Consider the following 22,254-nt stretch of genomic DNA (forward strand, 5'->3'; position numbering starts at 1 on the left):
GGCGGCTGTGTGTTTTATCAGAACTTCGTCCAGTTATCGTTGCTGCCGTGGTGTATGTCTGACTGTGGCGTTAATCTCACCGACTTCGCTAAAGGACTGCTGCTGTATGGTTTTACTTCGATCTTCCGGACTGATGCATCCTCACTAAACGTAAATGCAGCCACCAGACCGTTCAGTGCCTCAGCCTGCTCAGTCAGTGAACGAGCAGCGGCAGAGGCCTCTTCGACCAGCGCGGCATTCTGCTGCGTCACATCATCCATCTGATTGACCGCCTGATGTACCTGACCTATTCCCAGAGACTGCTCTTGCGCGGCAACAGAAATTTCGTCAATCAGGTCGGTGACCTGACGTACCGCATCATCCATGCGCGTCATGTTTTCACCAACATCGCTGGCCTGGGACGCTCCAGCCTCGACAAAAGCAATGGAGGACTCAATCAGCTCCCTGATGTCACGCGCTGAGGCGGAAGAGCGTTGCGCCAGGCTTCTGACCTCGCCAGCCACCACCGCAAAACCACGCCCCTGCTCGCCAGCACGCGCTGCTTCGACCGCCGCATTGAGCGCAAGAATGTTGGTCTGAAACGCCACGCCCTCAATCAGGGAAATGATGTCCGTAATTTTAGCCGAGCTGCTGCGGATGTCAGACATGGTTCCAATCATGGTACGAACCTTAACCGAGCTGTCATTCGATATCTCACGGGCATTTTTCGCAAGCTGGCTTGCCAGTCGGGTGTTTTCTGCCGTCTGGCGAACCGTTTCGCTGAGCTGGGACATGCTGGCGGCGGTTTCTTCCAGAGAAGCGGCCTGCTCTTCGGTCCGGGAGGACAAATCGTCATTGCCTGCGGCTATCTCGCCTGAAGAGGAACTGACTGAATGTGCTGCCTGCTCCACCGCATTCAATGAGGTGGCAACGTTACTTACCAGGTGGTTAAACGCCTTTGCAGTAAGCCCTATCTCATCCCGGCGTGAGTCGTCTGCCCTGAGGGTCAAATCCAGATGTTCACTGGCTCTCTCCATTACCGAGCGCATTCCGTTAAGATGTCGGCGAATAGACAGAATGGTTCTGACCGTGAAGAAGCCCAGTATCATAATGGCTGCAGCAGAGCCAGCAATGAGTGCCCACAGGGTCTGGTAATAGGTGCGGTTATTCTGGATGTTATAAGCATTGCCGATGTCAACGTTAAACTGACGTTGTTTCAGATAATCGGCAATCAGGCTGCGGGTCGTGGCGCCTACACCGTCATTACCCTGAATAGCGGGCAGGGCGACGTCATCATTCTGCGCTCTGGAGCCGGCAAGAAAAACCGGTAACCTGGCCCTGATTTCCTGAATTTTGGCCAGTTCCCCCTCCGTCATCTGCCGATCAGCCTCGTTAGAGACGTCCTCTTCTAGATAGTGGCGGGTATTTGTAATCAACTTGTCAATGCGCTCGTTTATTTCTTTTTCAAACTGTGCCTGCTGGGTGAGGCTTTTTGAACTCTGATGACGATAAAGCCAGATAATAAGCATGTTGCTGCTGTTAATCAGATCATCAATGTCAGTTATGGAAGGAATGGTATTTTCCTGCACATACTGAAAACGGGTCTGGAATCCTGTAACCACGGATACGGAGGCCGTAACGATGGTAATCAGTGATATCGCCAGTAGTGAGAAAGTTAAAAAAAGGCGCTGTGAAATAGTCATGATTTGCTCCGGTTTTTTGAATATTAAGTAAGTCAGTGCTTACCTTCGTAGACAGTTTCGGAAGAAATCATGCCGACTTGAGTCTGAAGTGTACCTAGATGTGTAAACTGTGATTGTAGAAACAGTAAATTGTTAACTACAATTTTTCCTCTCGCTCCCTGAGATACGCTTATCTGTTTTTTCACTTCTTTGTCTGCTTTGTGCCAGGAGCGTACGTTGCTAGGATGTCGGTGTATTAATCAAAGGGGAGTAGGGCAGGATTTATTCTCATGTTTTATAAGAAAAAATGCTTAACTTTTGCAAAGAAGGAAGCAATTAATGGCCGATTTAATGTGGCAGTTTGATGACCAACCCAATACAGCAGTTATAGCGAATAGAAAAATATTTTCTTCAGGGGGATGAATATCTTATGTTTGTCACGATAGCGAGGATGGATGTTGGCAATTCCATATTAATCATCCAAAAGCACTAAATGAAGAGGATGCCGTTCTGGTAAGCCTCGAAAGCGTTATTAACCTGGATTTATCTCTAAATACTTTAGCTGATCTTCCTTTGGGATGGTTCGCATGGAGAGCTTCTGTGAAGGAAGTTTGGAAAAGGGCGCAAAAGAGTGATTAAAATCATGCTCTTTATTTTCATAAATTCCCAATAAAATTTAATGGAAACCCCTCTTGTAATACGAAATACCAGGTTTACTTATAATGATAATTCATCTTTAAATTCAACCCATTGCATTACATAAGTTCTGCAAATACTGTATGAGTGGCCTAAAACCTGATCCTGTATAACCCCACTGTTGTGAAGAGACCTTAACGTTCGCTCTTCACTCATAACTGACCGCCAATCTGAGCTGACACCCCTATCACAACTCAGGTGTTGACGTACAATAATTATCTATATACAAACTGCCTCTTGGTGTAGTGATTAAAATATTTTTCGATGAATAGAGCGTCACAATGAAAAAATCTATCCGGTTTTTTACCCTATTATCTGTAGCAATTACACTGTCAGGATGCCTGCTGACGAATGATGCCGTTAACGGAAGATTCAAATATGAACCATCCCACAGCTATGCCTGGAATGTCTTTGTAGCATCCAAGCAGGATCCCTGGAAAGACAAGGATGTTTCGTCAGAAGATCTGAAGCTTTCCGGCAATAAACTCTATTACTGGGGAGCTCCAGATGATAGTTCTCCCTATAACCTGAGTAATCTTGATCTCCGAAGTTTATAACTGTATATCCACATGCAGGTTTCGCATCAGAAGATTGGGAGCGCTCGGGATTGATTGCCTGGCTTCCTCATGAGCTGGCCTCAGACCAGGAGTCGGCTATGCGCATGTACATTGATACAATGAGAAAGGCTACCGAAACGGCGTTCAGGAACGTGGAGATGGGAAGCACTGATAAGATTATGGAAGGAGGTTACAACAGTATTATTGACACATTTTTCAAAGGTAAAAATACAGGTAAAACTGTCTATATTGGGGTGAGTTTTACTGATGAGGGTCTGGGCTGTGTAGATGAATACAGATCAATGGTAAACAGACCAGACTGTGGTTATACCATGAGGCAGAGTGGCATTTCGGGAATATATGAAACGCCATCATTCCTGACACGCAATTCAGACGGAAAACGTTACCTGTTCAGTGGTGTAATGGGGGCTAGCTCGCTGGATGTCAGTGCGCTGTCCCGCGGAGATGTCTTTAATACGCCAGAGCTTGCCCGAAAACGTCTGCGCGTTTTGCAAAAGCTAAGTAAAGAGCTGCCAGAATGGGTATTTATTTACCAGGCAGCAGAGCATGAATACGGGTTACCAGCACTCATTATGAATAAGGGAGTAACATACTTTTTCATCAGATAGTGAGTAATAAGGTTATATGGTTAAAGCCGCCGACAACTGGCCGAGCAAGACAGGAAATCCTTTCCGGGGCCGCCGCTTAAATATCCCCATCCAGAACCAGTAGTCGGGCCGTGTGCACAGCGGCTCAATTACCCTGCGAACAGCCACGACGGTGAAAAGAACATAGACAGCACCGATCCGGCATTCATCGGAGAAGACACAGGCCTACTACTTTTGAGTTGCGCGTGGACGTGGGTATTCATTCAGCGGGCCTATCCATTCTGATGTTTTCGTTTCATTGCAAAAGTCCGTTCCTCGCTCATAGCGGACTACGCCCGGTTGCCCTCATGAGCGCTTCAGTCGGTAAAGTGTCAACTCAACCTGAGTCAGGAATTCAGCGCAGCACGCGGGCCTCCGTCACAAAAAGCCGTTCCCGTCTTCAGGACGCCATAACACCAGTGAACCATTTTTCGCATCAGTGCACCAATGGCCACCATCTTGGGTTTTCCCCGCAGGCACATTTCCTCGTAAATGTTACGCATACGTTTGTTATGAATCTTTCCGCACAGGGCTGACATGTAAAGTTTGGCTCTCAGCTGAGGCGGGCCGATTTTAGACATGCGTGGACGTCCCGGGACCGAGGTACCGGAACGCTTCCCGACTGGCACCACGCCCAGAAAAGCCGCCGCCTGGTCTGCTGATTCAAAGTGATGGCTGCGGAGCACAACCAGCATGTGCATCCCCAGTTGGGGCCCGACAGATTTAATAGACGTAAGCAGCGCATAATCCCGTTTAAGGTCAGGACTGGCCTTAATATGCGCCTTTATCTGCCGTTCGATATTTTTTACCTCTTCGCGTAACAGTTGAGCCATCCTGATGCATGAACTGATGACGTCTGCAGGCGTGTTTTCAAGCCTGTTTTCCTCCCGCACGGCGTCAGCGAGTATTACATCCCGCCGACGCAGAAGTGCGCTGAGATGCCTGATATCCGCTGCGGGCGGCTCCCAGCGGTGCGGTTTTTTCAGCAGCGCGTAACAGGCGAGCATATACGCATCCACTTTGTCCGTTTTGGTCATAATCCCCATGCCACGGGCAAACTCCCGGCTGCGGTGAGGGTTGGCCAGAGACAAATAAAAACCCGCATCGTGCAGGGCAGTGGCCAGCCGCTCGTGATAGACACCGGTGGCCTCCATCACCACATGAACATCTTCCGGTCCACAGTGCTGAAGTCTCAGCCAGCGGCTGATGTTCTCAACCGCACTGCGATCATTCGCAGGAGAGGTGAAATAAATTACAGAGACCAGCCGCCTGCGCAGAGACAACATGAAGAGAAAAGGTTTCTCCATTTACTTCAGACTGGCGAAATCGTGATGTTGGATCGGTTTTCCTTACCGGGGGAGCTTTTCTATATCAATGGCGAAGGCAATCTCATCTGCAAAAGAGCCTGGGTTTATAACTCTAATGGTGCAGAACGCATCATTACGGAATTTTGTAAGTCAGTGCAGCGCAGAGCGAACCAGTATAAGAACGGAAAACCAAGGCCAACAACGTTTATGACAAGATCGTATGTGACATCACCCAATCAGTATGCACAGACGACAAAAAAACCCGAAACGTTTGGTACCATAAACAGCAAAGCGGCTGGTCGTCTTCTGGCTGCGGGAGCGATTTATAATCAGAATCCTGAAATGTATGCCGACACCGCCCGAAAGCTGGGAGGAGATGCTGCTGCAGGTTTCAGTGAAGTGCTGAATCAGCAGACTGCAGGCTCTCTTATAGCACTGAGTTCAATACTGGCCATGGGTCGCGCTGCTGTTCATCCGACGTCGATCGCAGAGCTCGAGAAGCTCAAAAATTATCTGGGCACTTATAAAGGCGAGAAAAATCTGCTGAGTAACATTGATGTGGTAAAAATGGATTACATCAAACGGCCAGCGGCTGAACGAATGGTTTTACGTAACCAGTTCGACAAGGTGCGAAAATCTTTTCTGAAGGAAATTTCTGACAACCCTGACGTGAAAAGCCGGTTAAGCACGGATGACCTTACCCGAATGGCGAAGGGAAATAACCCCGTTAACTGGGATGTGCACCATAAGCTTCCTCTTGATGACAGTGGAACGAATGACTTCAGTAATTTGGTATTAATCAGTAAATCACCAGAACATGCCATGTTTACAACTACTCAGCAGCGCATTTCGCGATCCATCGCGTCAGGTGGTCCTACTGAAGTTTTATGGCCCGTACCAAAAGGTGTGATTTACCCATAGGGAGACAATGTCATGCTCAACACTGAAATGTCATGTGTAATTAATAACACTGTGGATTTGGCTCAAAAACTCGGTTATCCCGTGCATCCACCTTTTAAGGCACCCAAACCTGTTGAGGGGATCACTGGAGACTTGAAAGCTGAGCTGCAGAGTTTCTGGTCACAATACCTGGAATTTGTCGCCGGTGTTGATGGCTTCAGCATTGACGGTCATTCGATCTTTGGGCTGACGAGCCATGGTGATGAAAATAATGGCCTGTCTGAGTACAACGCTGAGTTATCAGGAACAGAGAGTGCTGAAGAAGGAAACAGAGGGTTTATATGGATCGGCACGTCAGGGACTGACTGGTATGTATATAACATTCCAGCTAATTCCTGGGAGATCAGAGACAGGATTGCAATTGACGAGGTTTATGATTCTTTCACAAATTTCCGTGATTTGCTGATGAGCATCTTAAATCGAATTAAAGAAGCGAATGACTTGGCTTGATTCTGTCCATGCAGAATCATCGGACAAGCTCACAGTTCTATTTGCAGAACAGGTTGGAACGCAGATAAGCAGCGGGACAGTAAAAAACACTGCAACCAATTGATATTTAACATAATGAATGTTATACGCACTTAAAACTCAATATTCTTCCAAGAGGACAGACTTATAAAATGTTACCAGAACAGGCTTCACTGATGAATGATCCCAAAGATTTAGACGCGGTGGTTGCAGCACTCCTGGCTTTTCTGGCACCCACAATCAGAGATTTTTGTATAACAAACCGGATGAAGAAAAACCTTGTGAAAATTCTGACCGTCGACGTCAGCACCCGCATTAACAAAATAGACAAATTTCAAGCTAAGGCAGATTGCAAAGCTACAAGGAGGGTTACAGACTTTTGAAACTCCTCCTGGCTAAACAGGGTGTGGGTTAAAAGACTACTGGACCGGGACCAATATCCTTAAACATTCTCCACCTCCGAGAGTTAAACTGATTGTAGTAGACAGTCGATGAATGCGTCAGTAATGTCAAAAGAAAGTCATTTGTCACATTTAGTCTGTTAGTCGTCCAGCTTTAACCGACTTTTTTAATGTTTTGCTGCTACGTTAAGGTTAAGCATCATGGTAAAAATGAATCGCCACGAGTTTATCAGACACCTCAGAGTCATTTAAGATGACTTAAAAGAGAGGTGCACATGAGCGGTAAGCGTTATCCCGAAGAGTTTAAAATTGAAGCAGTCAAACAGGTTGTTGATCGTGGTTATTCTGTTTCCAGCGTTGCAACACGTCTTGATATCACTACCCACAGCCTTTACGCCTAGGTAAAGAAGTACGGTCCGAATTCTTCCCTTCATAAAGAACAGTCAGATGCTCAGGCCGGGATCCGCCGTCTCCATAAAGAGCTGAAGCGGGTTACCGACGAACGGGACATATTAAAAAAAGCCGCGGCGTACTTCGCAAAGCTGTCCGACTGAAGTACGCCTTTATCCGTGATAACATCTGTTGCTGGCCTGTTCGTCTGCTCTGTCGGGTTCTGGATGTGTATCCCAGTGGCTTTTACGCCTGACTTCAGCAGCCGCATTCACAACGCCATCAGGCAGACCTGAGACTGACATGAAGGATTAAACAGTTCTGGCTGGAATCGGGATGTGTCTATGGTTATCGCAAAATCCATCTGGATCTGCTATGAGCGGGCAGCCAAAGCGGGAGCGGTCAGATAAAGAGTAAGGCGTCACACTAAGAACTGCACCTGTATGGACGGGATTAAAATATGCGGAGGTCATAAAAATTGCCCACGCCGTGTACGCATGATTTACAGGCAAGTGCCTCATGAGTTCCACCAAATTCGAGCACGTCAAAAGTGTGAAAATTTATTCGTAGTATGGATTGAAATTATTGAGTGCCAAATTGTGAAAGGTTAAAACTGTTGAATCTTCCAAAATACAGGACATATTTAATTTGGTGAATAACGCTGATGTTTTAAAGGAGCATCTGATTCTGGTACAAAATAGGTTAATAGTAAGGTATACGATTAACGATGCCACAAGTCAGCATTTCCCCTGCTCTTGTAATTCGTTACTTCCCTGTTCCGAATGCATTGCCTCCCCGATTATTGCTTCAGGCTTTCCCGCTTAGTGGATCTGAATGATATTGACGTCAGGATGCATCATTTAGCACCTGGAATCAAAGCTCATGCACGAAATTCTGTCTCTGCAATGTTGAAGCTGCGCATTCTTAATCGCTCTGAATGCTGAGCGTGAAAATAAACTTCCGGCCTCTGGATTTGATGTGGAAGCGATTATGCACTTATTCTCAACCTTCAGCGAAATAAACACCACGCAAACTGAGGTCGGGGGTGTACAGGCACACAGCAAGCCATCCTCCCGTAAAGATTCTGTCACGTCTATATAACGCTTTCCCGGAGCCATATCCTGGTGAAAGCTGTCAAATAAAAAACTGATTGTTTGCCATGCAGTTGGCCCCAGAGCGTCAGGCCCGGGTAATAATTAACTCAGCCGTAATCCTTAACCGCTAAAAAAATTTTATTTTTTACACTTTCATGTGTATTGAAACTTTTCAGAGAGTTGACCGGAAATGTTACAGCGGCTATAACCCTATTAGGTTCGATACTAAAATCACAAGATTTTAAGTTTAACCAAGTTGCTTTGGTATAGAAATATTTCACTCTTGCCCGCGATAAGTCAGGATGTTATCCGCATCTTCGTAGTTAAGATTTTTTCTGCACACAGCCAAGGTATTCTGAATATGTCAAATTCTGACAACGACGCCCTACCGTTGCAAATGTGCGCAAGCGAGGACGCCCAACAACAGCGCGCCATCATTGACGTAGCGCCGGGAAAGCCAGGGATTGAAGCCCGCTGGACATCGAGTGCCAAGAGCGGAATTGGTAACGCCCTTTCACCTGATTCCCGCGTCTGGTTCACCTTAAGCCACGGCATTCTCAACGAAATTTATTATCCGCGCGTTGACAGCGCCTGCACCCGCGATTTTGGGTTCATCATCACCGCCCCTGAAGGTTATTTTTCAGAAGAAAAGCGCGATTGCTCAACAGTAACCCATACGGTCTCGCCAGGCATTCCGGCCTTTTCGATCGTTAACACGGCCCGGGATGGTCGCTACCGGCTCGAAAAAGATATCATCACGGATCCTGCCCGTGACTGTGTCCTCCAACGCATCCGTTTCACCGCGCTAAAGGGGGATGTTGCGGATTACAAGATCACCGCCCTGCTCGCTCCCCATCTGGTGAACGCCGGGCAAATGAACACCGCATGGATCAGTGAATTTGAAGACAGGCCCGTGCTTTTCGCCACGGGTCGCTCTCGTTACTTAGCGCTCGTCTGCGATATACCCTGGACGGCAATGAGCGTGGGCTTTGTCGGCACGTCAGACGGCTGGCAACAGCTGAAAAAATACGGGCGCATCGCGAATTCGTATCAGCGCGCGAACGATGGCAATGTCGCCCTTGCCGGTGAGCTGGCATTCACTAGTGCCTGCCGTGAAGCCACGCTGGCAATCGGGTTCGGCCAGACAGAATCCGAAGCCGCAGCGGCGGCAACCGCCAGTCTGAAAGCAGGCTTTGACAAAGCCCGCAAGCACTACATCAGCAACTGGCAAGCATGGCAGAACACGCTCATTCCACTCGATCAACTCGAGCGGAACGGTGTGAATACATACCGGGTGTCAACCGCAGTTCTGGCCTCGCATAAAGCAGCCGATTGCCCCGGTGCTGTTGTCGCGAGCCTGACGATTCCGTGGGGATTTTCGAGGGGCGATGACGATCTGGGAGGCTATCATCTGGTCTGGCCGCGTGACCTGGTCGAAACGGCTGGGGGATTCCTGGCAGCCGGCGATGCCAACGAAGCACTCGCCATACTGGACTATCTCCGACGCGTTCAGGAGCCCTCCGGGCGCTGGCCACAGAACCTGTGGCTCGATGGAAAACCATACTGGTCAGGTATCCAGATGGATGAGTGTGCCTTCCCTGTTCTGCTAGCCGATATGCTGCTCCGACTTGGTCATCTCGATAAAAAAGCGCTGAAACACTTTATGCCCATGCTGCGCGGTGCGGCCCGCTATATTTTGACCAACGGCCCGGCGACCGGCGAGGATCGCTGGGAAGAAGACGCGGGCTACAGCCCGTTTACTCTGGCGGTCGAAGTCTCCGCTCTCCTTGCCGCCGCGGACCTGCTTTCGCTAGACGGCGATGAGGTGGCTGCATACCATCTGCGCGAAACCGCCGACTGCTGGAATGAGCAGATTGAAAAATGGACCTTTGCCGGAGAGCCCGATTTTTGCGCATCGGTTGGTATTGCCGGTCACTACGTCCGCATCGCTCCCCCCGGCGCAACGGATGAAGCAAGCGCATCCGGCGAAACCGAGATCCGCAACCAGACGCCGGATCGGGCGATTCTGTCAACCACCGATGTGCTGAGTCCGGATGCCCTGGCATTGGTGCGTTTTGGTCTGCGCGCCGCCGACGACCCGCACATCGTGGATACGGTAAAAGCAATCGACCACAGTCTGCGCGTCGAACTCCCTCAGGGGCCACTATGGTATCGGTATACCGGCGATGGCTATGGTGAGCACGAAGACGGCGCGCCGTTCGATGGTATCGGCCAAGGACGTCCCTGGCCCTTGCTGGCGGGCGAACGCGCGCATTACGAGCTGGCAGCGGGCAGGCGCGAGGTCGCGGAGGCGCTCTTATCCACGCTGGAGAAGTCGGCAGGTCCGGGCGGCTTGTTACCGGAACAGACCTGGGACGGGCCCGATATTCCTGAAAGGGAGTTGTTCTTCGGCCAGCCAGCCGGGAGCGCCATGCCACTTGTCTGGGCGCATTCCGAGCATATTAAACTCGTGCGGTCGCTCCGCGATGGCGCGGTCTTCGATATGCCACCGCAGGGCGTCGAGCGCTATATCCGGAATAAAACCGCATCGCACTTGCGCATATGGCGCTTTAACAACCGCCTGTCTTCTGTTCCTGTCGGGAAGCAACTGAGGTTGGAAACGGAAGCAAACGCACTGGTGCACTGGAGCACAGATAACTGGACGACCGTCTCTGACAGCCCGGCGATCCCTTCCGGACTTGGCACATACTATGTGGACCTGCCTTTACAGCATGAGGACGCAGGAACCCGCGTTGTCTTCACCTTCTACTGGGCTGATGTTGAAAACTGGGAACACACCGACTTCACCGTTCAGGTTGTGAATGAACCGGAAAATCAAATGCGCATTGACAGAGAGGAATGATATGCAGATTGGAATGGTAGGACTCGGCCGTATGGGCGCAAACATGGTTCGTCGTCTTCTTAAACAGGGCCATGATTGCGTGGTCTTCGACGTGAACGCCGATAACGTTGACGCACTGGTTAAAGAGGGGGCAACCGGCGCGTCGTCGCCAGCCGATCTTATTGCTAAACTGGCGGCGCCTCGCGCGGTCTGGCTCATGCTGCCTGCCGCGATCACACCGAAGATTGCGCGGGATTTCGCATCAAAGCTGAATAAAGGCGACGCCATCATTGACGGGGGCAACTCCTTTTATCGTGAAGCGATCGATCTCTCTGGAGAGTTTTCCCCCCTTGGGATCGACTATATCGACGTCGGTACATCGGGTGGCGTGTGGGGCCTGGAACGTGGCTATTCCCTTATGATCGGTGGCCCGCAGGCGGCTGTGAAGCGTCTGGATCCGATTTTTGCGTCGCTCGCGCCCGGTGCCGGTCAGCACATTGAGGAAGATGCGGCCGTAGGCACAGCGCCGAGAGGCTATCTTCATTGTGGGCCGGCGGGCGCCGGACACTTCGTCAAGATGGTACATAATGGCATTGAATATGGTGTGATGGCCGCCTATGCCGAAGGCCTGAATATACTGAAAGCCGCGAATGCCGGAAACGGCGAACGGGAGGCAGATGCGGAAACCGCGCCTCTGTCCCATCCTGAATATTACCGTTTTGACATTAATCTTCCCGCCGTTGCGGAGGTATGGCGACATGGCTCGGTTATCGGTTCCTGGCTGCTGGATTTGACCGCCGAGGCGTTGAAGCAGGACCCGCACCTTAAAAACTATGATGGTCGTGTGTCAGATTCCGGTGAAGGCCGCTGGACACTGCAGACAGCGGTGGAAACGGGCGTTCCCGCGCCGGTTCTCGCGTCTGCTCTCTTCGGGCGTTTCTCTTCTCGTGGTGAAGCACTGTTTGCTGAAAAAGTTCTTTCAGCCATGCGGCACGCCTTCGGTGGCCATCTGGAAAAAAACCGCTAAAGCGGAGGGATACAGCGATGGTGCAGCAACGATCAGACGTACTGGTAGTGTTCGGTGTCACGGGCGATCTTGCCTATAAAATGATCTTCCCTTCACTCTATGCAATGGTGAAGCGTAACACGCTCAATACGCCCATTATCGGTGTGGCGTTTGAAGACTGGACGCGCGACCAGTTGATTGTGCGTGCAAAAGAGTCGGTTGAAAAACACGTTGATGAGTTCGATGAGGCAGTCTTTGCTGCGCTGGCGGACAGGCTGTCCTATGTTTCCGGCGATTATCGCATTCAGTCAACATTCGATGGATTGCGCGATGCGCTGGGGGACCATCATCACCCGCTCTATTACCTGGCTATTCCCCCCTCGCTGTTTGAAACGGTCGTCACAGGTCTGCAAGAGGCAGGTATCGCGAAAGACGCCCGCCTGATGGTGGAAAAACCGTTCGGCCGCGATCTCGCGTCGGCAAAACAGCTGAACAACGTGCTTCACAACGTTTTCGATGAGGACGCGATTTTCCGTATCGATCACTTTTTGGGGAAGGAAGCCATCCAGAATCTCCTTTACTTTCGCTTTGCCAACAGCTTCCTCGAACCAATATGGAATCGCGATCATATCGAAAGCGTTCAGATTACTATGGCCGAGGACTTTGGTATTAAAGGACGCGGCAAATTTTATGATGAAGTTGGCTGCCTCCGCGATGTGATCCAAAATCACCTGGTGAATGTGCTTCTGTTGCTGACTATGGAACCTCCCGCCTCCGGCGCATCCGACGATCTGGTTGATGAAAAAGTTCAGGTGCTGAAGGCCATTCCTCCCCTGTCGGACGATGATGTGGTTCGTGGTCAGTTTGCAGGCTATAGCGATGAACCCGGTGTCAACCCTTCCTCTTCGACAGAGACATTCGCTGCGGTTCGTTTCCGGATTGCGACATGGCGCTGGAGTGGTGTTCCCTTTTTTATCCGTGCCGGCAAAAATCTGCCTGCGCATGCGACGGAAGTGATCGTGCGCTTCCGGCGACCACCCGTTACACTTTTCGATGACATTGCCAACGAGGCCGCTAACTATATCCGCTTTCGCCTTGGTCCGGATATTACGATCGGCATTGGGGCTCGACGCAAGGCGGCTGGCGAAAAGATGCGAGGTGAAGCCGTTGAGCTAACGGCGCTTGACGATGGCATCGGCGATATGGCGCCCTATGAGCGGCTGATAGGCGATGCGATGGCTGGCGATCGTCAGCTTTTTACCCGACAAGACGCAGCGGAACTGGCCTGGAAGATCGTTGAGCCAGTACTGGATAAGAAAACCGTCCCCCTTTCCTACAAGCCCGGAACCTGGGGGCCGGCTACGATGGCAGACTTTGCGCCCCCCGGCGGCTGGGTCGATCCCGATTGAGTTATGGAGCACTATCAATGACGCGGCAACCTAAAAAGAAAAAAGATCAAATCGTTCTGGCCATCGACATCGGCGGAAGCCATGTAAAAATCCTCTCCAGCGCTGGCGGGGTGAAAAAGAAGGCAGACAGTGGAAAGACAATGTCTGCGGCTGAAATGGTTGCTGTGGTTAAGAGCCTGGCTAAAGGCATGTCCTACGATGTGATTGCAATGGGATATCCCGGTCCGGTCGCGCACAACAAACCGCTTCGGGAACCCGCCAACCTCGGTGAGGGCTGGGTGGGATTTGACTATGCGGGCGCATTCGGTTGCCCTGTTCGTATCGTCAACGACGCCCTGATGCAGGCGCTGGGTTCCTATCAGGGCGGACGCATGCTCTTTCTCGGTCTTGGCACGGGATTAGGTGCTGCGATGATCGTTGAGAATGTCGCTCAGCCCATGGAGATTGCTCACTTACCTTATCGCAAGGGCAATAGCTATGAACATTATGTGGGTGAAGCCTATCGGATAAAAAAGGGCAATAAAAAATGGCAAGAGCGTGTTTTTGATGTAGTGGAGATGCTGACCGCCGCGTTACAGCCTGAGTACGTCGTCTTAGGCGGCGGAAACGTAGGTGAACTCGATTCACTTCCGCCCAACTGCCGGAAAGGCGACAACACGCTGGCATTCGAAGGCGGATTTCGTCTCTGGAACGACCCAAACTTGATCACGTGATTCCTGCCTTTTAAGAAGGCCAGAATAGCGTTGCTGTGTTTTAGGTTTACTGCCGTGAACGTTTATTCGCGGCAGACTAACGAAAACCGCCAGCGAATGCGACATTCATGGCTGGCCGACCCGACCCGTCATTGCCGGTGACCGGCATCGGTGGGTTAAGAAAACCTGTCAGAAACCCCAAAAAAGCCTGAAAATGGCGTTTTTTAATGCTGCTTCATACTGACTGACATCACCCACTTTATCCCCTAACGCTTTCACCGGGACAGATGCAATGTCGGTTGTCACAACGCGGTACTTGCTGCCGTCAACCAGTACCTCAGGATAAAGTTCACCTGAACCCACGAACTCGCCCGGAAGAGCAAGGGGGGCAACCATTAAACGGCCTGGTGTGTCTATCAGATAGCTTTGTACTTCAACAAGATAAGGATATTTTTTACCATTCTTGTGTGAGTAAACGTCAAATTGCATTCCTACCAGTTCCTGTACATATCAGAAAGTGATCCCTCTTCTCCCACAAAGTCAGAGAAGGCTTTCATGCTTTCACGGTTTTCTTCTTTCCAGCGTTCAGCCCGGATTCTGCGAGCCTCATTAGTGACAAGCTCGTTAACCATTTTAGAAAGGTTTAAACCCGCAGATGAAAATATCTCGTAGGCTTCTTTATCAATGGTGACGTTAGTTCTGTATTTCATGTACACCTCCGAAGTGTGTGTTACAAGTATACACTACTGATACACACCAGCAAGGAACGATTTTAGGTGTACTTTGCTTTCACGATGCGCCTGGTTTGACCCGCCCGAAAAGCGTTGTTCAACTTGTCAGACTGCCTATAACCCAGAATGTACGATCACACTGGCCCAGAGAAAAATGTCTGCTCAGATAACAGGCTCTTTCTGAATGAGTGGCCACTTTGTTACCGTCTTGGACGGGCCAAAGCAGATAGCCGTGAAGAAAAACGAAACGGTGACGATATACTAGCTGACCACTTGTCCGCGTTTCTGATGCGGATAGCTTTCTGTTGAAACCTTTCAGCGACAGGAAGGAAGGTGAATGCAGGAAGCGGATTAATGTAAGTGCAGGTTTAACTCTCGTTGTGCGGCAAGAGCGGAGGGACGGCAAAAAGCTCGTCCTGGTGGTCCGTCTGCCGTGGTTACTCATACACAATAAAAAAGTTTCAAGCTAGCCATTTGACTGGAGCACCGCATGTTAGACACCAGCATATATCACACCTCAGAAACAACCACCGGCGTTTCCTGCTCACCCACTAACCTGGTGACCCTCAGGGACAGAAATAATAAAACATGGATGATCCAGAAAGAGCTTATTGCATGGGTCCGTGAAGAAGAATTTTCAAAAGGTTGCCGCGTCGTTCTGTCGAACGACAAATGGTTTGACGTTCCTCTCAGTATTGATGAACTGGTAAGCGCGCTGGGTCTGCCGGTTCCACCGCATACTGACGACTAAGTGGTCGCCGTGTGACAGGTGCATAAGTGCCTGTCCAAAAAAAATATCACAGAACGGCGATGCCATAGGTTGAGTGCGTGTGCCGCTCAGAACGTGTCGTTAGGTCTGTTGTTATCAGCATGAACATACGTAGGGTAACACCGCGTTCGCCCGGCGCAACAGCTTATCAGTCCAGTACATCTGCTCATAACCCGGCATGCGGCACTAACATACCAACAACTTTTCCAGCAAAGTAATATTTTTGCCCGCCGAGTATTCGATCCGGAATTTATCCACATACCACAAAATCAATTTCAGCCCTCTGCCGCTTTCCTAGGTTATTGTCTGGTCAGAAAAAGCATCACAACGTGCCGCCTGGAGGCGTTCAGCGGGAAACACACTCCCCTCGTCCATAAAGCGAAGCGTAATGCTGATGTCTGACGCAATAAATTCCACTGTAAAGCGGCGGTGACTGCGGTGACTGCGGTGACTGTCTTCGTTTAGCGCATGACGAATGATATTGGTTGCTGTCTCACACGCGGCGAGATCGAGTGAGAACCGCCACTCATCATTCACGGGTAACGCATTGAGAATCAAAACGGGAAAACGGTGGACAGTAATGTCCATGAGGAAAGCATTCAACGTGAAGACTAAGGTAAGTTGCCTGAAAACCCACGGTTTATTGCGAAAACCTCTTATGGAGTTGGGCTGATGCTACCGTGTACGGAGCACAGCCCTGTTTCACTGGCTTAGCCTCTTTGTTGCCTGCGCGATGGCAAGCAGGCGCCTTACCGCGGCGACTCCATTGTCTGTAAGCCGCGCATCTCCTGCATGATGCTTTACGGGTGCGTAAAAAACACCCCGTTGTCGTTCCGGCCCGCTCCGCCCTTCCTGCTTCTCCGGCTGAGGAAAAGATCCCGGTTTACTCCTTCACCACCGCCTCCGTCTTCACCCCTGGCTGTGCGCTTGCCATTTTGCTTCGGCTCAAAAATGCATTCAGCAAAATCGCCCCGAAGGTCGCAGTGCCGATCCCGCCCATGCTGAAGCTGCCGAGCGTCAGGGTAAAGTTGCCTGCGCCTAAAACCAGCGTGACCGCGACCATGATAAGGTTGCCGTTCAGCCCCAGGTCGACGTGGTTTTGTACCCAGATGCGGGCACCTGCCACGGCAATCAGCCCAAATACCACAATGGATGCGCCGCCGAGCACCGGGCCGGGAATGGTGTGGATCAGTGCGCCAAATTTAGGTGAGAAGCCCAGCACAATGGCAATAACCGCCGCCGCGACGAAAATCAGCGTGGAGTAAATTTTGGTGACAGCCATAACACCTATGTTTTCTGCATAGGTTGTCACGCCCGTTCCGCCTGCGGAGGCGGACAGCATCGTCGCCAGGCCATCACCGACAAACGCGCGGCCCATGTAGGGATCAAGGTTTTTACCGGTCATACCAGCCACCGCTTTAATATGGCCGAGATTTTCTGCGACAAGGATTACTGCGACCGGCGCGATCATCAGCATGGCATGCGCGCTGAATACCGGCGTCTTAGCGGTTGGTGCGCCAAACCAGGGTGCCTGAGCGACCGCGCTAAAATCCACTGGCGTGCCCAGTCCAAGGCCGTTGGTGATGACCATATAAATCAGATAAGCGGCCACCAGCCCCAGTAACAGCAACAGGCGCTGCACCAGACCGCGGGTGAATACGGCTACCGAACCGATGCAAAGCACGGTCATTACGGCCATCCAGCTGTCAAACGAGGAGGCGGAGACGCTGTGAATCGCAATCGGCGCGAGGTTTAGCCCAATCGCCATGACCACGGCACCGGTCACAACGGGCGGCATCAGACGTTCAATCCACCGCGTGCCAACCGCCATTACGATAAAACCGATCACCATATAGAGCAGGCCGCAGGCAATAATCCCGCCAAGGGCCACACCGATATTGGGATTCGCACCCTGACCACTGTAGCCGGTTATCGCGATAACCAGTCCGACGAAGGCGGCACTGGACCCGAGGTAACTCGGTACGCGACCGCCTACCACCAGGAAGAACAGTAAGGTACCGATCCCCGACATCAGGATGGCCATATTAGCGTCAAAGCCCATCAGTAAGGGCATGAGGACCGTGGCGCCAAACATCGCTACCGTATGTTGCAATCCCATAACGATCGTCGTGCCTGACGGCAGCCGTTCATCCGGCGCGATGACGACGCCATCCAGATTGCCTTCTCTTTTACGCCATTGCGGAAACCAGGTATTTGCCATGCACGACCCTTACTAAGTTGAGAGGAGTGAGTTAACAGGCTGTCTGACGCATCAGTGGATGATAGCGCCGGTCGAAATACACCAGTCCGTGGCCGTTGTCGTTGCGCTGGATAGCATTGACTTCACAAAACAAAATATCGTGGGTGCCGACGCTGGTGATCTGCGTAATGTTGCAGTCAAACGACACCAGCGCATCGGTGAGGATCGGCGATCCGGTGGCAAGGCTGGCCCAGTCAGCGGCCGCGAAACGCGCATCCATCGGTGTCTTTCCGCCGAACAGATTGGACAGCGACGCATGACCGTCTGAGAGCGTGTTAACGCACAGCACCTGGTTTTGCGTAAACGCCGCATGGACAGAGGCCGCGCGGTTCAGACATACCAGCAACGTCGGTGGCGTATCGGTCACGCTGCATACCGCAGAGGCGGTAAAACCGGCCCGTCCACCTGCCCCGTCTGTGGTGATGATGTTGACGGCGGAACCCAGGTGCGCCATCGCATCGCGGAACTCTTGCTTTTCAACGGCAGCCTGTTTAGCAGCGGTTGCGGGCTGTGTGGCGTTCAGAGTGGATTGCATGCTCGTGTCCTCATAATGAAACAGGGTGCTTACAGCACGCGGCAGGCGCGGTCAAAGTCAAGACGCGGTGCGCGCGGATACAGTTTGCTGCTGTCGCCGTAACCGATGTTGATGAGAAAGTTGGATTTCCAGCCCGTCTGCGCCAGGAAGGTTTCATCCACTTTCGCATTGTCGAAACCAGACATCGGTCCAGTGTCCAGTCCGAGTGAGCGGCAGGCCATAATCAGATAGGCTGCCTGCAGACTGCTGTTGCGAAATGCCGTATCGTGCGCCAGCTGCGGGCTGGAGGTGAACCACGAACGCGCATCGCCGGAGGGAAACAGTTCAGGCAGTAATTCATAAAATGCAGGATCCCAGGCAATGATCGCCGTCACCGGTGCAGTCAGGGTTTTCTTCAGATTGCCGCTGGACAGCGCCGGTGCCAGTTTCTCTTTGGCCGCCTGGCTCTGGATAAACACAATGCGCACCGGGCTGCAGTTTGCAGATGTTGGCCCCATGCGCGCCAGCGCGTAAATCGTTTCCAGCTGTTCATGGGTCACCGGTTTATCCAGCCAGCCGTTATGGGTGCGGGCGTCGGTGAACAGGGTTGCCAGGGCGCTGGCGGTTAAGGCTTCGGCCATGATATCTCCGTTGAAAAGGGCTCGGACATGATGTCAGCTGCATGAAAGGCATGCCGCCGCAGCCAGTCCAGTAAAATCGGGTTAAACGTATCGGGGTCGGTCACACTCATGGCGTGACCGCCATACTGCATTTGCTGGTGCTCCCCCAGAGGAAGACGGGCAGCGAGATCGGCCGAACGCTGCCAGGGCACCAGCAAATCGTCTTTACAGCTCAGCGCCAGCGTCGGTGCGATCACCTCGTCGAGCGAGGCGGCCAGGTCAGACGTCATCAGCGCCTGTAAGCGATGCAGCAGGTTTTCCATTCCCTGAAAATGCGCCACCTGATGCTGGCGCTCTTCCTGTAATAACGCCTCATGCTCAGAAAGCCAGTCGCCCGGATATAGAAACAGGGGCTGCGCCTGAACATACGCATCCACCCCGCTGTTAAGCAGCAGGTTCTGGCGGACCTCAAAGCAGCGACGCGTCTGGCTGTCGAGCGTTGCCCATCCGTTGATGACCACCAGACTTTGCAGTAAGGCCGGATAACGCAGTGCAAGATGCAGGCCAACGATGCCGCCGAGTGCGTGACCGACCAGATGGCAGCGGCGGATATCCAGCCCGTTGAGCATGCCCGCCAGCTCATCGGCCATATCCTCCATGCGGTAACCGGCCGGAACGGTGCCCTGACTCAGGCCGGTGCCGTGCTGGTCATAAATCACCACGCGAAAATACTGTGTCAGTACAGGCAGTTGAGGCTGCCAGAAACTGCCGGAACCGCCCAGCCCTGAAGAGAGCACGACCGTGTCTGCATCGGCATTATCTTTACCTAATACCTTGTAATACATGCTGTTTCCTCAGGGTTATCAGAACAGATGCCGGTAAACAGATTACTTGCCGATGTGGGCAATCGTTGCGATCTCAATCAGGGCATCCGGCTTCACCAGCCCGCACTGAATACAGAACCGCGCGGGTTTTTCACCGGGAAAATACTCGGCGTAGACCTGATTGATTGCCCCGTAATTGGCCCAGTCGGTGATAAAGATGGAATTCATGGTGACGTCCTCCATTGTGCCGCCTGCGGTTTCAATCACGTTTTTGATGATCTCCAGAACGTGACGGGTTTGTGCCGCGGCATCGCCAACGTGCACCACGTTGTTGTCTTTATCAAACGGCAGCGTCCCGGAAACGTACACCACGCCATCGGCGAGCGTGCCCGGAACAAAAGGTGCCAGTGGCACTCCACTGCCAGCGGGAATAATGGCGCTTTTAGGCATCGTTGATTGTCCTTTGTAAAAGCGGTCAGGCCGCGTGTTGTTCAGTTTTGTAGCCAACAGCGTCACAGAACTGACGCACGTTAGAGACCCAGCCAAAAAAGGTTTCAATGTTATAAATCGCGGCTTTCTGTGCGAATTCCGGGCCGGCCTGGTGCGTCGCGTCTTCCAGTACGACGCCAAAATATTCCAGGAAAAAGCCATCGCGCAGGGTGGATTCCACGCAGACATTCGTGGCGATGCCGGTAAACACCAGATGATGAATGCCATAGCTGCGCAGCAGACTGTCGAGCTGGGTATTAAAGAAGCCGCTGTAACGGGGTTTGGGCAGCACAATATCGCCCGGCTGCGGCTGAAGCTCATCGACCAGATCGTAATCCCAGTCACCTTTTGCCAGCAGTTTGCCCATCAGCTCCGGGCGTTTGCGCATGGTTTTTAGCGCATTGGATTTATGGAAGTTCGGCGACCCCGCACCGCCGGCTTCAACATACTGATTATCCCAGCCGTTCTGAAAAAAAATCACTTTGATGCCCGCCGCGCGTGCGGCGGCAATCGCCACTTTAATATTGGCGATCACCGGCGCGGTGGCAGAGACATCAAAGCCCGCCAGATCCAGGTAACCGCCCTGTGACGCATAAGCATTTTGCATATCCACGACAATCAGCGCGGTTTGCTGTGGGGTAAAAGCGATGGCTTCAGGCCGGGCTGCGAGGACCGTTTCCTCGCCGGTATTGTGGGGTTCGCGGCGGACCACTGACGGATTCTCAACAACGTTCATTATGCGACCTCTTTCTGCGCAATGCCGATGTGCTGGCGGGTTTTCATTAATGGCTGAATGTAGCGGCCAAAGTTTTCGATGCCCTCAACGAAGTCGTCAAAGGTCAGCAGGACGCCGCCAGCGCCGGGCACGGTGTTGATTTCATCGAGCATTCTGGCGACGCTGGCCCAGGAGCCGACCAGTGTGCCCATATTGATGTTGACCGCTGAGGTGGGATCCGCCATCTGACGGACATTGGTATCGCTGCCGGATTGGGTGTCCTTGCTGCTCTGATCGGTCAGCCACGCGAGCGCCTCGGCGTCAGCCCCGGCTTTATACAGCTCCCATTTGGCGCGCGCGGCCTCATCGGTTTCATCGGCGATGACCATGAACAGCACATAAGAAGACACGTCGCGGTTTTCAGCCTCTGCCGCTTTTTTCATGCGGGCGGCGGTTGGCGCGAAGGCCGTTGGTGTATTGACGCCCTTGCCGAAGCAGAAATTAAAGTCGGCATGTCTGGCAGAAAACGCCATGCCTGCATCACTTTGCCCGGCGCAGATCACTTTCATCTCGCTTTGCGGTCGCGGACTGACGCGGCAGTCGTCCATTTTGAAGAATTCGCCGTCGAGCGTGCAGTGGCCGGTGCCCCACAGATCGCGCAGCACGCTGACGTATTCGGTCAGGTAATCATAGCGGCGGGTAAAATAGTCATCGCCCGGCCACATGCCCATTTGCTCGTACTCGGGTTTTTGCCAGCCGGTGACAACGTTGACACCGAAACGGCCGTTAGAGATGGAATCAATGGTTGCGGCCATGCGCGCGACGATCGCCGGCGGCATCACCAGCGTAGCGGCCGTGGCGTAAAGTTGGATGCGAGAGGTCACGGCGGCCAGTCCGGCCATCAGCGTGAACGACTCCATATTGTGTTCCCAAAATTCGGTTTTACCACCGAAGCCGCGCAGTTTAATCATGGAAAGCGCAAAATCAAAATGGTAGTGCTCCGCTTTTTGCACGATGGTTTTGTTCAGGTCGAAGGTCGGTTTGTACTGCGGTGCAGTTTCTGAAATTAACCAACCGTTGTTGCCGATAGGAATAAAGACACCGATTTTCATCGCTCACCTCGATTAAAAGTAATAAGTACCAATACAAGGGCTTACGAAAATCTCTGCGCGGCTTGAGTGCGTCCTGCGGGTTCCGAATTG

At 52.0% G+C, this 22,254-nt stretch carries 21 protein-coding genes and 2 pseudogenes; 11 read left to right on the forward strand and 12 right to left on the reverse strand.

What is annotated here, in order from left to right:
- Positions 1-17: 17 nt before the first annotated feature.
- Positions 18-1,682 (reverse strand): methyl-accepting chemotaxis protein, encoded by a 1,665-nt coding sequence (locus RAC60_RS18885; protein ID WP_324030708.1) that lies wholly within the window; start codon positions 1,680-1,682, stop codon positions 18-20.
- A gap of 956 nt (positions 1,683-2,638) precedes the next feature.
- Here RAC60_RS18885 and RAC60_RS18890 point away from each other — a divergent pair.
- Positions 2,639-2,914, forward strand: coding sequence for a hypothetical protein (locus RAC60_RS18890; protein WP_324030709.1), 276 nt, complete (start codon positions 2,639-2,641; stop codon positions 2,912-2,914).
- A 98-nt stretch (positions 2,915-3,012) separates the two neighbouring features.
- A complete protein-coding gene (locus RAC60_RS18895) occupies positions 3,013-3,543 on the forward strand; it encodes a hypothetical protein (protein WP_324030710.1) in 531 nt (176 codons plus the stop codon).
- 365 nt (positions 3,544-3,908) lie between these two features.
- On the opposite strand, the gene RAC60_RS18900 is transcribed toward RAC60_RS18895, so the two are convergent.
- On the reverse strand, positions 3,909-4,847 hold the full coding sequence (locus tag RAC60_RS18900) for an IS110 family transposase (RefSeq protein WP_375094189.1): 939 nt from the start codon (positions 4,845-4,847) through the stop codon (positions 3,909-3,911).
- Between the two features lie 45 nt (positions 4,848-4,892).
- On the opposite strand from RAC60_RS18900, the gene RAC60_RS18905 reads away from it, so the two are divergent.
- The 8 genes and pseudogenes from RAC60_RS18905 to RAC60_RS18940 all read left to right on the forward strand — a co-directional run bounded on the left by RAC60_RS18905 (position 4,893) and on the right by RAC60_RS18940 (position 14,151).
- On the forward strand, positions 4,893-5,789 hold the full coding sequence (locus RAC60_RS18905) for an HNH endonuclease (RefSeq protein ID WP_324030711.1): 897 nt from the start codon (positions 4,893-4,895) through the stop codon (positions 5,787-5,789).
- Between the two features lie 12 nt (positions 5,790-5,801).
- Positions 5,802-6,278: a YrhA family protein gene (locus RAC60_RS18910; RefSeq protein WP_324030712.1), complete on the forward strand. Its 477-nt coding sequence runs from the start codon at positions 5,802-5,804 to the stop codon at positions 6,276-6,278.
- 170 nt (positions 6,279-6,448) lie between these two features.
- Positions 6,449-6,679, forward strand: coding sequence for a hypothetical protein (locus tag RAC60_RS18915; RefSeq protein ID WP_375094146.1), 231 nt, complete (start codon positions 6,449-6,451; stop codon positions 6,677-6,679).
- A gap of 293 nt (positions 6,680-6,972) precedes the next feature.
- Positions 6,973-7,460 (forward strand): annotated as a pseudogene (locus RAC60_RS18920) (transposase); the annotation flags it as partial.
- Positions 7,461-8,578: 1,118 nt separating this feature from the next.
- Positions 8,579-11,044 (forward strand): glucan 1,4-alpha-glucosidase, encoded by a 2,466-nt coding sequence (locus RAC60_RS18925; RefSeq protein WP_375094190.1) that lies wholly within the window; start codon positions 8,579-8,581, stop codon positions 11,042-11,044.
- 1 nt (position 11,045) lies between these two features.
- Positions 11,046-12,050 (forward strand): phosphogluconate dehydrogenase (NAD(+)-dependent, decarboxylating), encoded by a 1,005-nt coding sequence (gnd, locus tag RAC60_RS18930; RefSeq protein ID WP_058702568.1) that lies wholly within the window; start codon positions 11,046-11,048, stop codon positions 12,048-12,050.
- 17 nt (positions 12,051-12,067) lie between these two features.
- Positions 12,068-13,438, forward strand: coding sequence for a glucose-6-phosphate dehydrogenase (gene zwf, locus RAC60_RS18935; protein ID WP_375094147.1), 1,371 nt, complete (start codon positions 12,068-12,070; stop codon positions 13,436-13,438).
- 17 nt (positions 13,439-13,455) lie between these two features.
- Positions 13,456-14,151 (forward strand): ROK family protein, encoded by a 696-nt coding sequence (locus tag RAC60_RS18940; protein WP_375094148.1) that lies wholly within the window; start codon positions 13,456-13,458, stop codon positions 14,149-14,151.
- 168 nt (positions 14,152-14,319) lie between these two features.
- Here the strand turns inward: RAC60_RS18940 and RAC60_RS18945 are convergent, their stop codons facing one another.
- Complete coding sequence (locus RAC60_RS18945; RefSeq protein WP_058708913.1) at positions 14,320-14,619, reverse strand: CcdB family protein; 300 nt, start codon at positions 14,617-14,619, stop codon at positions 14,320-14,322.
- 2 nt (positions 14,620-14,621) lie between these two features.
- Positions 14,622-14,840 carry a type II toxin-antitoxin system CcdA family antitoxin gene (locus RAC60_RS18950; RefSeq protein ID WP_058702564.1) on the reverse strand — a complete coding sequence of 73 codons (219 nt, stop codon included), beginning with the start codon at positions 14,838-14,840 and terminating at the stop codon, positions 14,622-14,624.
- 511 nt (positions 14,841-15,351) lie between these two features.
- Between RAC60_RS18950 and RAC60_RS18955 the strand changes: the two genes are divergently transcribed.
- The gene (locus RAC60_RS18955) at positions 15,352-15,612 is read left to right on the forward strand and encodes a hypothetical protein (protein ID WP_006121900.1); all 261 of its coding nucleotides are present in this window, start codon (positions 15,352-15,354) and stop codon (positions 15,610-15,612) included.
- Positions 15,613-15,816: 204 nt separating this feature from the next.
- Here RAC60_RS18955 and RAC60_RS18960 read toward each other — a convergent pair.
- The 8 genes and pseudogenes from RAC60_RS18960 to rutA form a co-directional block, all read right to left on the reverse strand.
- Positions 15,817-16,218 (reverse strand): annotated as a pseudogene (locus RAC60_RS18960) (ATP-binding protein).
- Between the two features lie 295 nt (positions 16,219-16,513).
- A complete protein-coding gene (gene rutG / locus RAC60_RS18965; protein ID WP_058708911.1) occupies positions 16,514-17,851 on the reverse strand; it encodes a pyrimidine utilization transport protein G in 1,338 nt (445 codons plus the stop codon).
- A gap of 31 nt (positions 17,852-17,882) precedes the next feature.
- On the reverse strand, positions 17,883-18,425 hold the full coding sequence (rutF, locus tag RAC60_RS18970; protein ID WP_058702562.1) for an NADH-dependent FMN reductase RutF: 543 nt from the start codon (positions 18,423-18,425) through the stop codon (positions 17,883-17,885).
- 29 nt (positions 18,426-18,454) lie between these two features.
- Positions 18,455-19,045: a malonic semialdehyde reductase gene (locus RAC60_RS18975; RefSeq protein ID WP_006121913.1), complete on the reverse strand. Its 591-nt coding sequence runs from the start codon at positions 19,043-19,045 to the stop codon at positions 18,455-18,457.
- Positions 19,030-19,869: a pyrimidine utilization protein D gene (rutD, locus tag RAC60_RS18980; RefSeq protein ID WP_375094149.1), complete on the reverse strand. Its 840-nt coding sequence runs from the start codon at positions 19,867-19,869 to the stop codon at positions 19,030-19,032. Before rutD ends, RAC60_RS18975 begins: the two co-directional genes overlap by 16 nt.
- 42 nt (positions 19,870-19,911) lie before the next feature.
- Positions 19,912-20,298 (reverse strand): pyrimidine utilization protein C, encoded by a 387-nt coding sequence (gene rutC / locus RAC60_RS18985; RefSeq protein ID WP_006121916.1) that lies wholly within the window; start codon positions 20,296-20,298, stop codon positions 19,912-19,914.
- 25 nt (positions 20,299-20,323) lie between these two features.
- Positions 20,324-21,073 carry a pyrimidine utilization protein B gene (gene rutB, locus RAC60_RS18990; RefSeq protein WP_058702559.1) on the reverse strand — a complete coding sequence of 250 codons (750 nt, stop codon included), beginning with the start codon at positions 21,071-21,073 and terminating at the stop codon, positions 20,324-20,326.
- A complete protein-coding gene (gene rutA, locus RAC60_RS18995; RefSeq protein ID WP_058702558.1) occupies positions 21,073-22,164 on the reverse strand; it encodes a pyrimidine utilization protein A in 1,092 nt (363 codons plus the stop codon). The genes rutB and rutA overlap by 1 nt, the downstream gene beginning before the upstream one ends.
- Between the last annotated feature and the right edge of the window lie 90 nt (positions 22,165-22,254).

The organism is Pantoea sp. BR_17 (assembly GCF_041955125.1).
Classification (GTDB): domain Bacteria; phylum Pseudomonadota; class Gammaproteobacteria; order Enterobacterales; family Enterobacteriaceae; genus Pantoea; species Pantoea stewartii.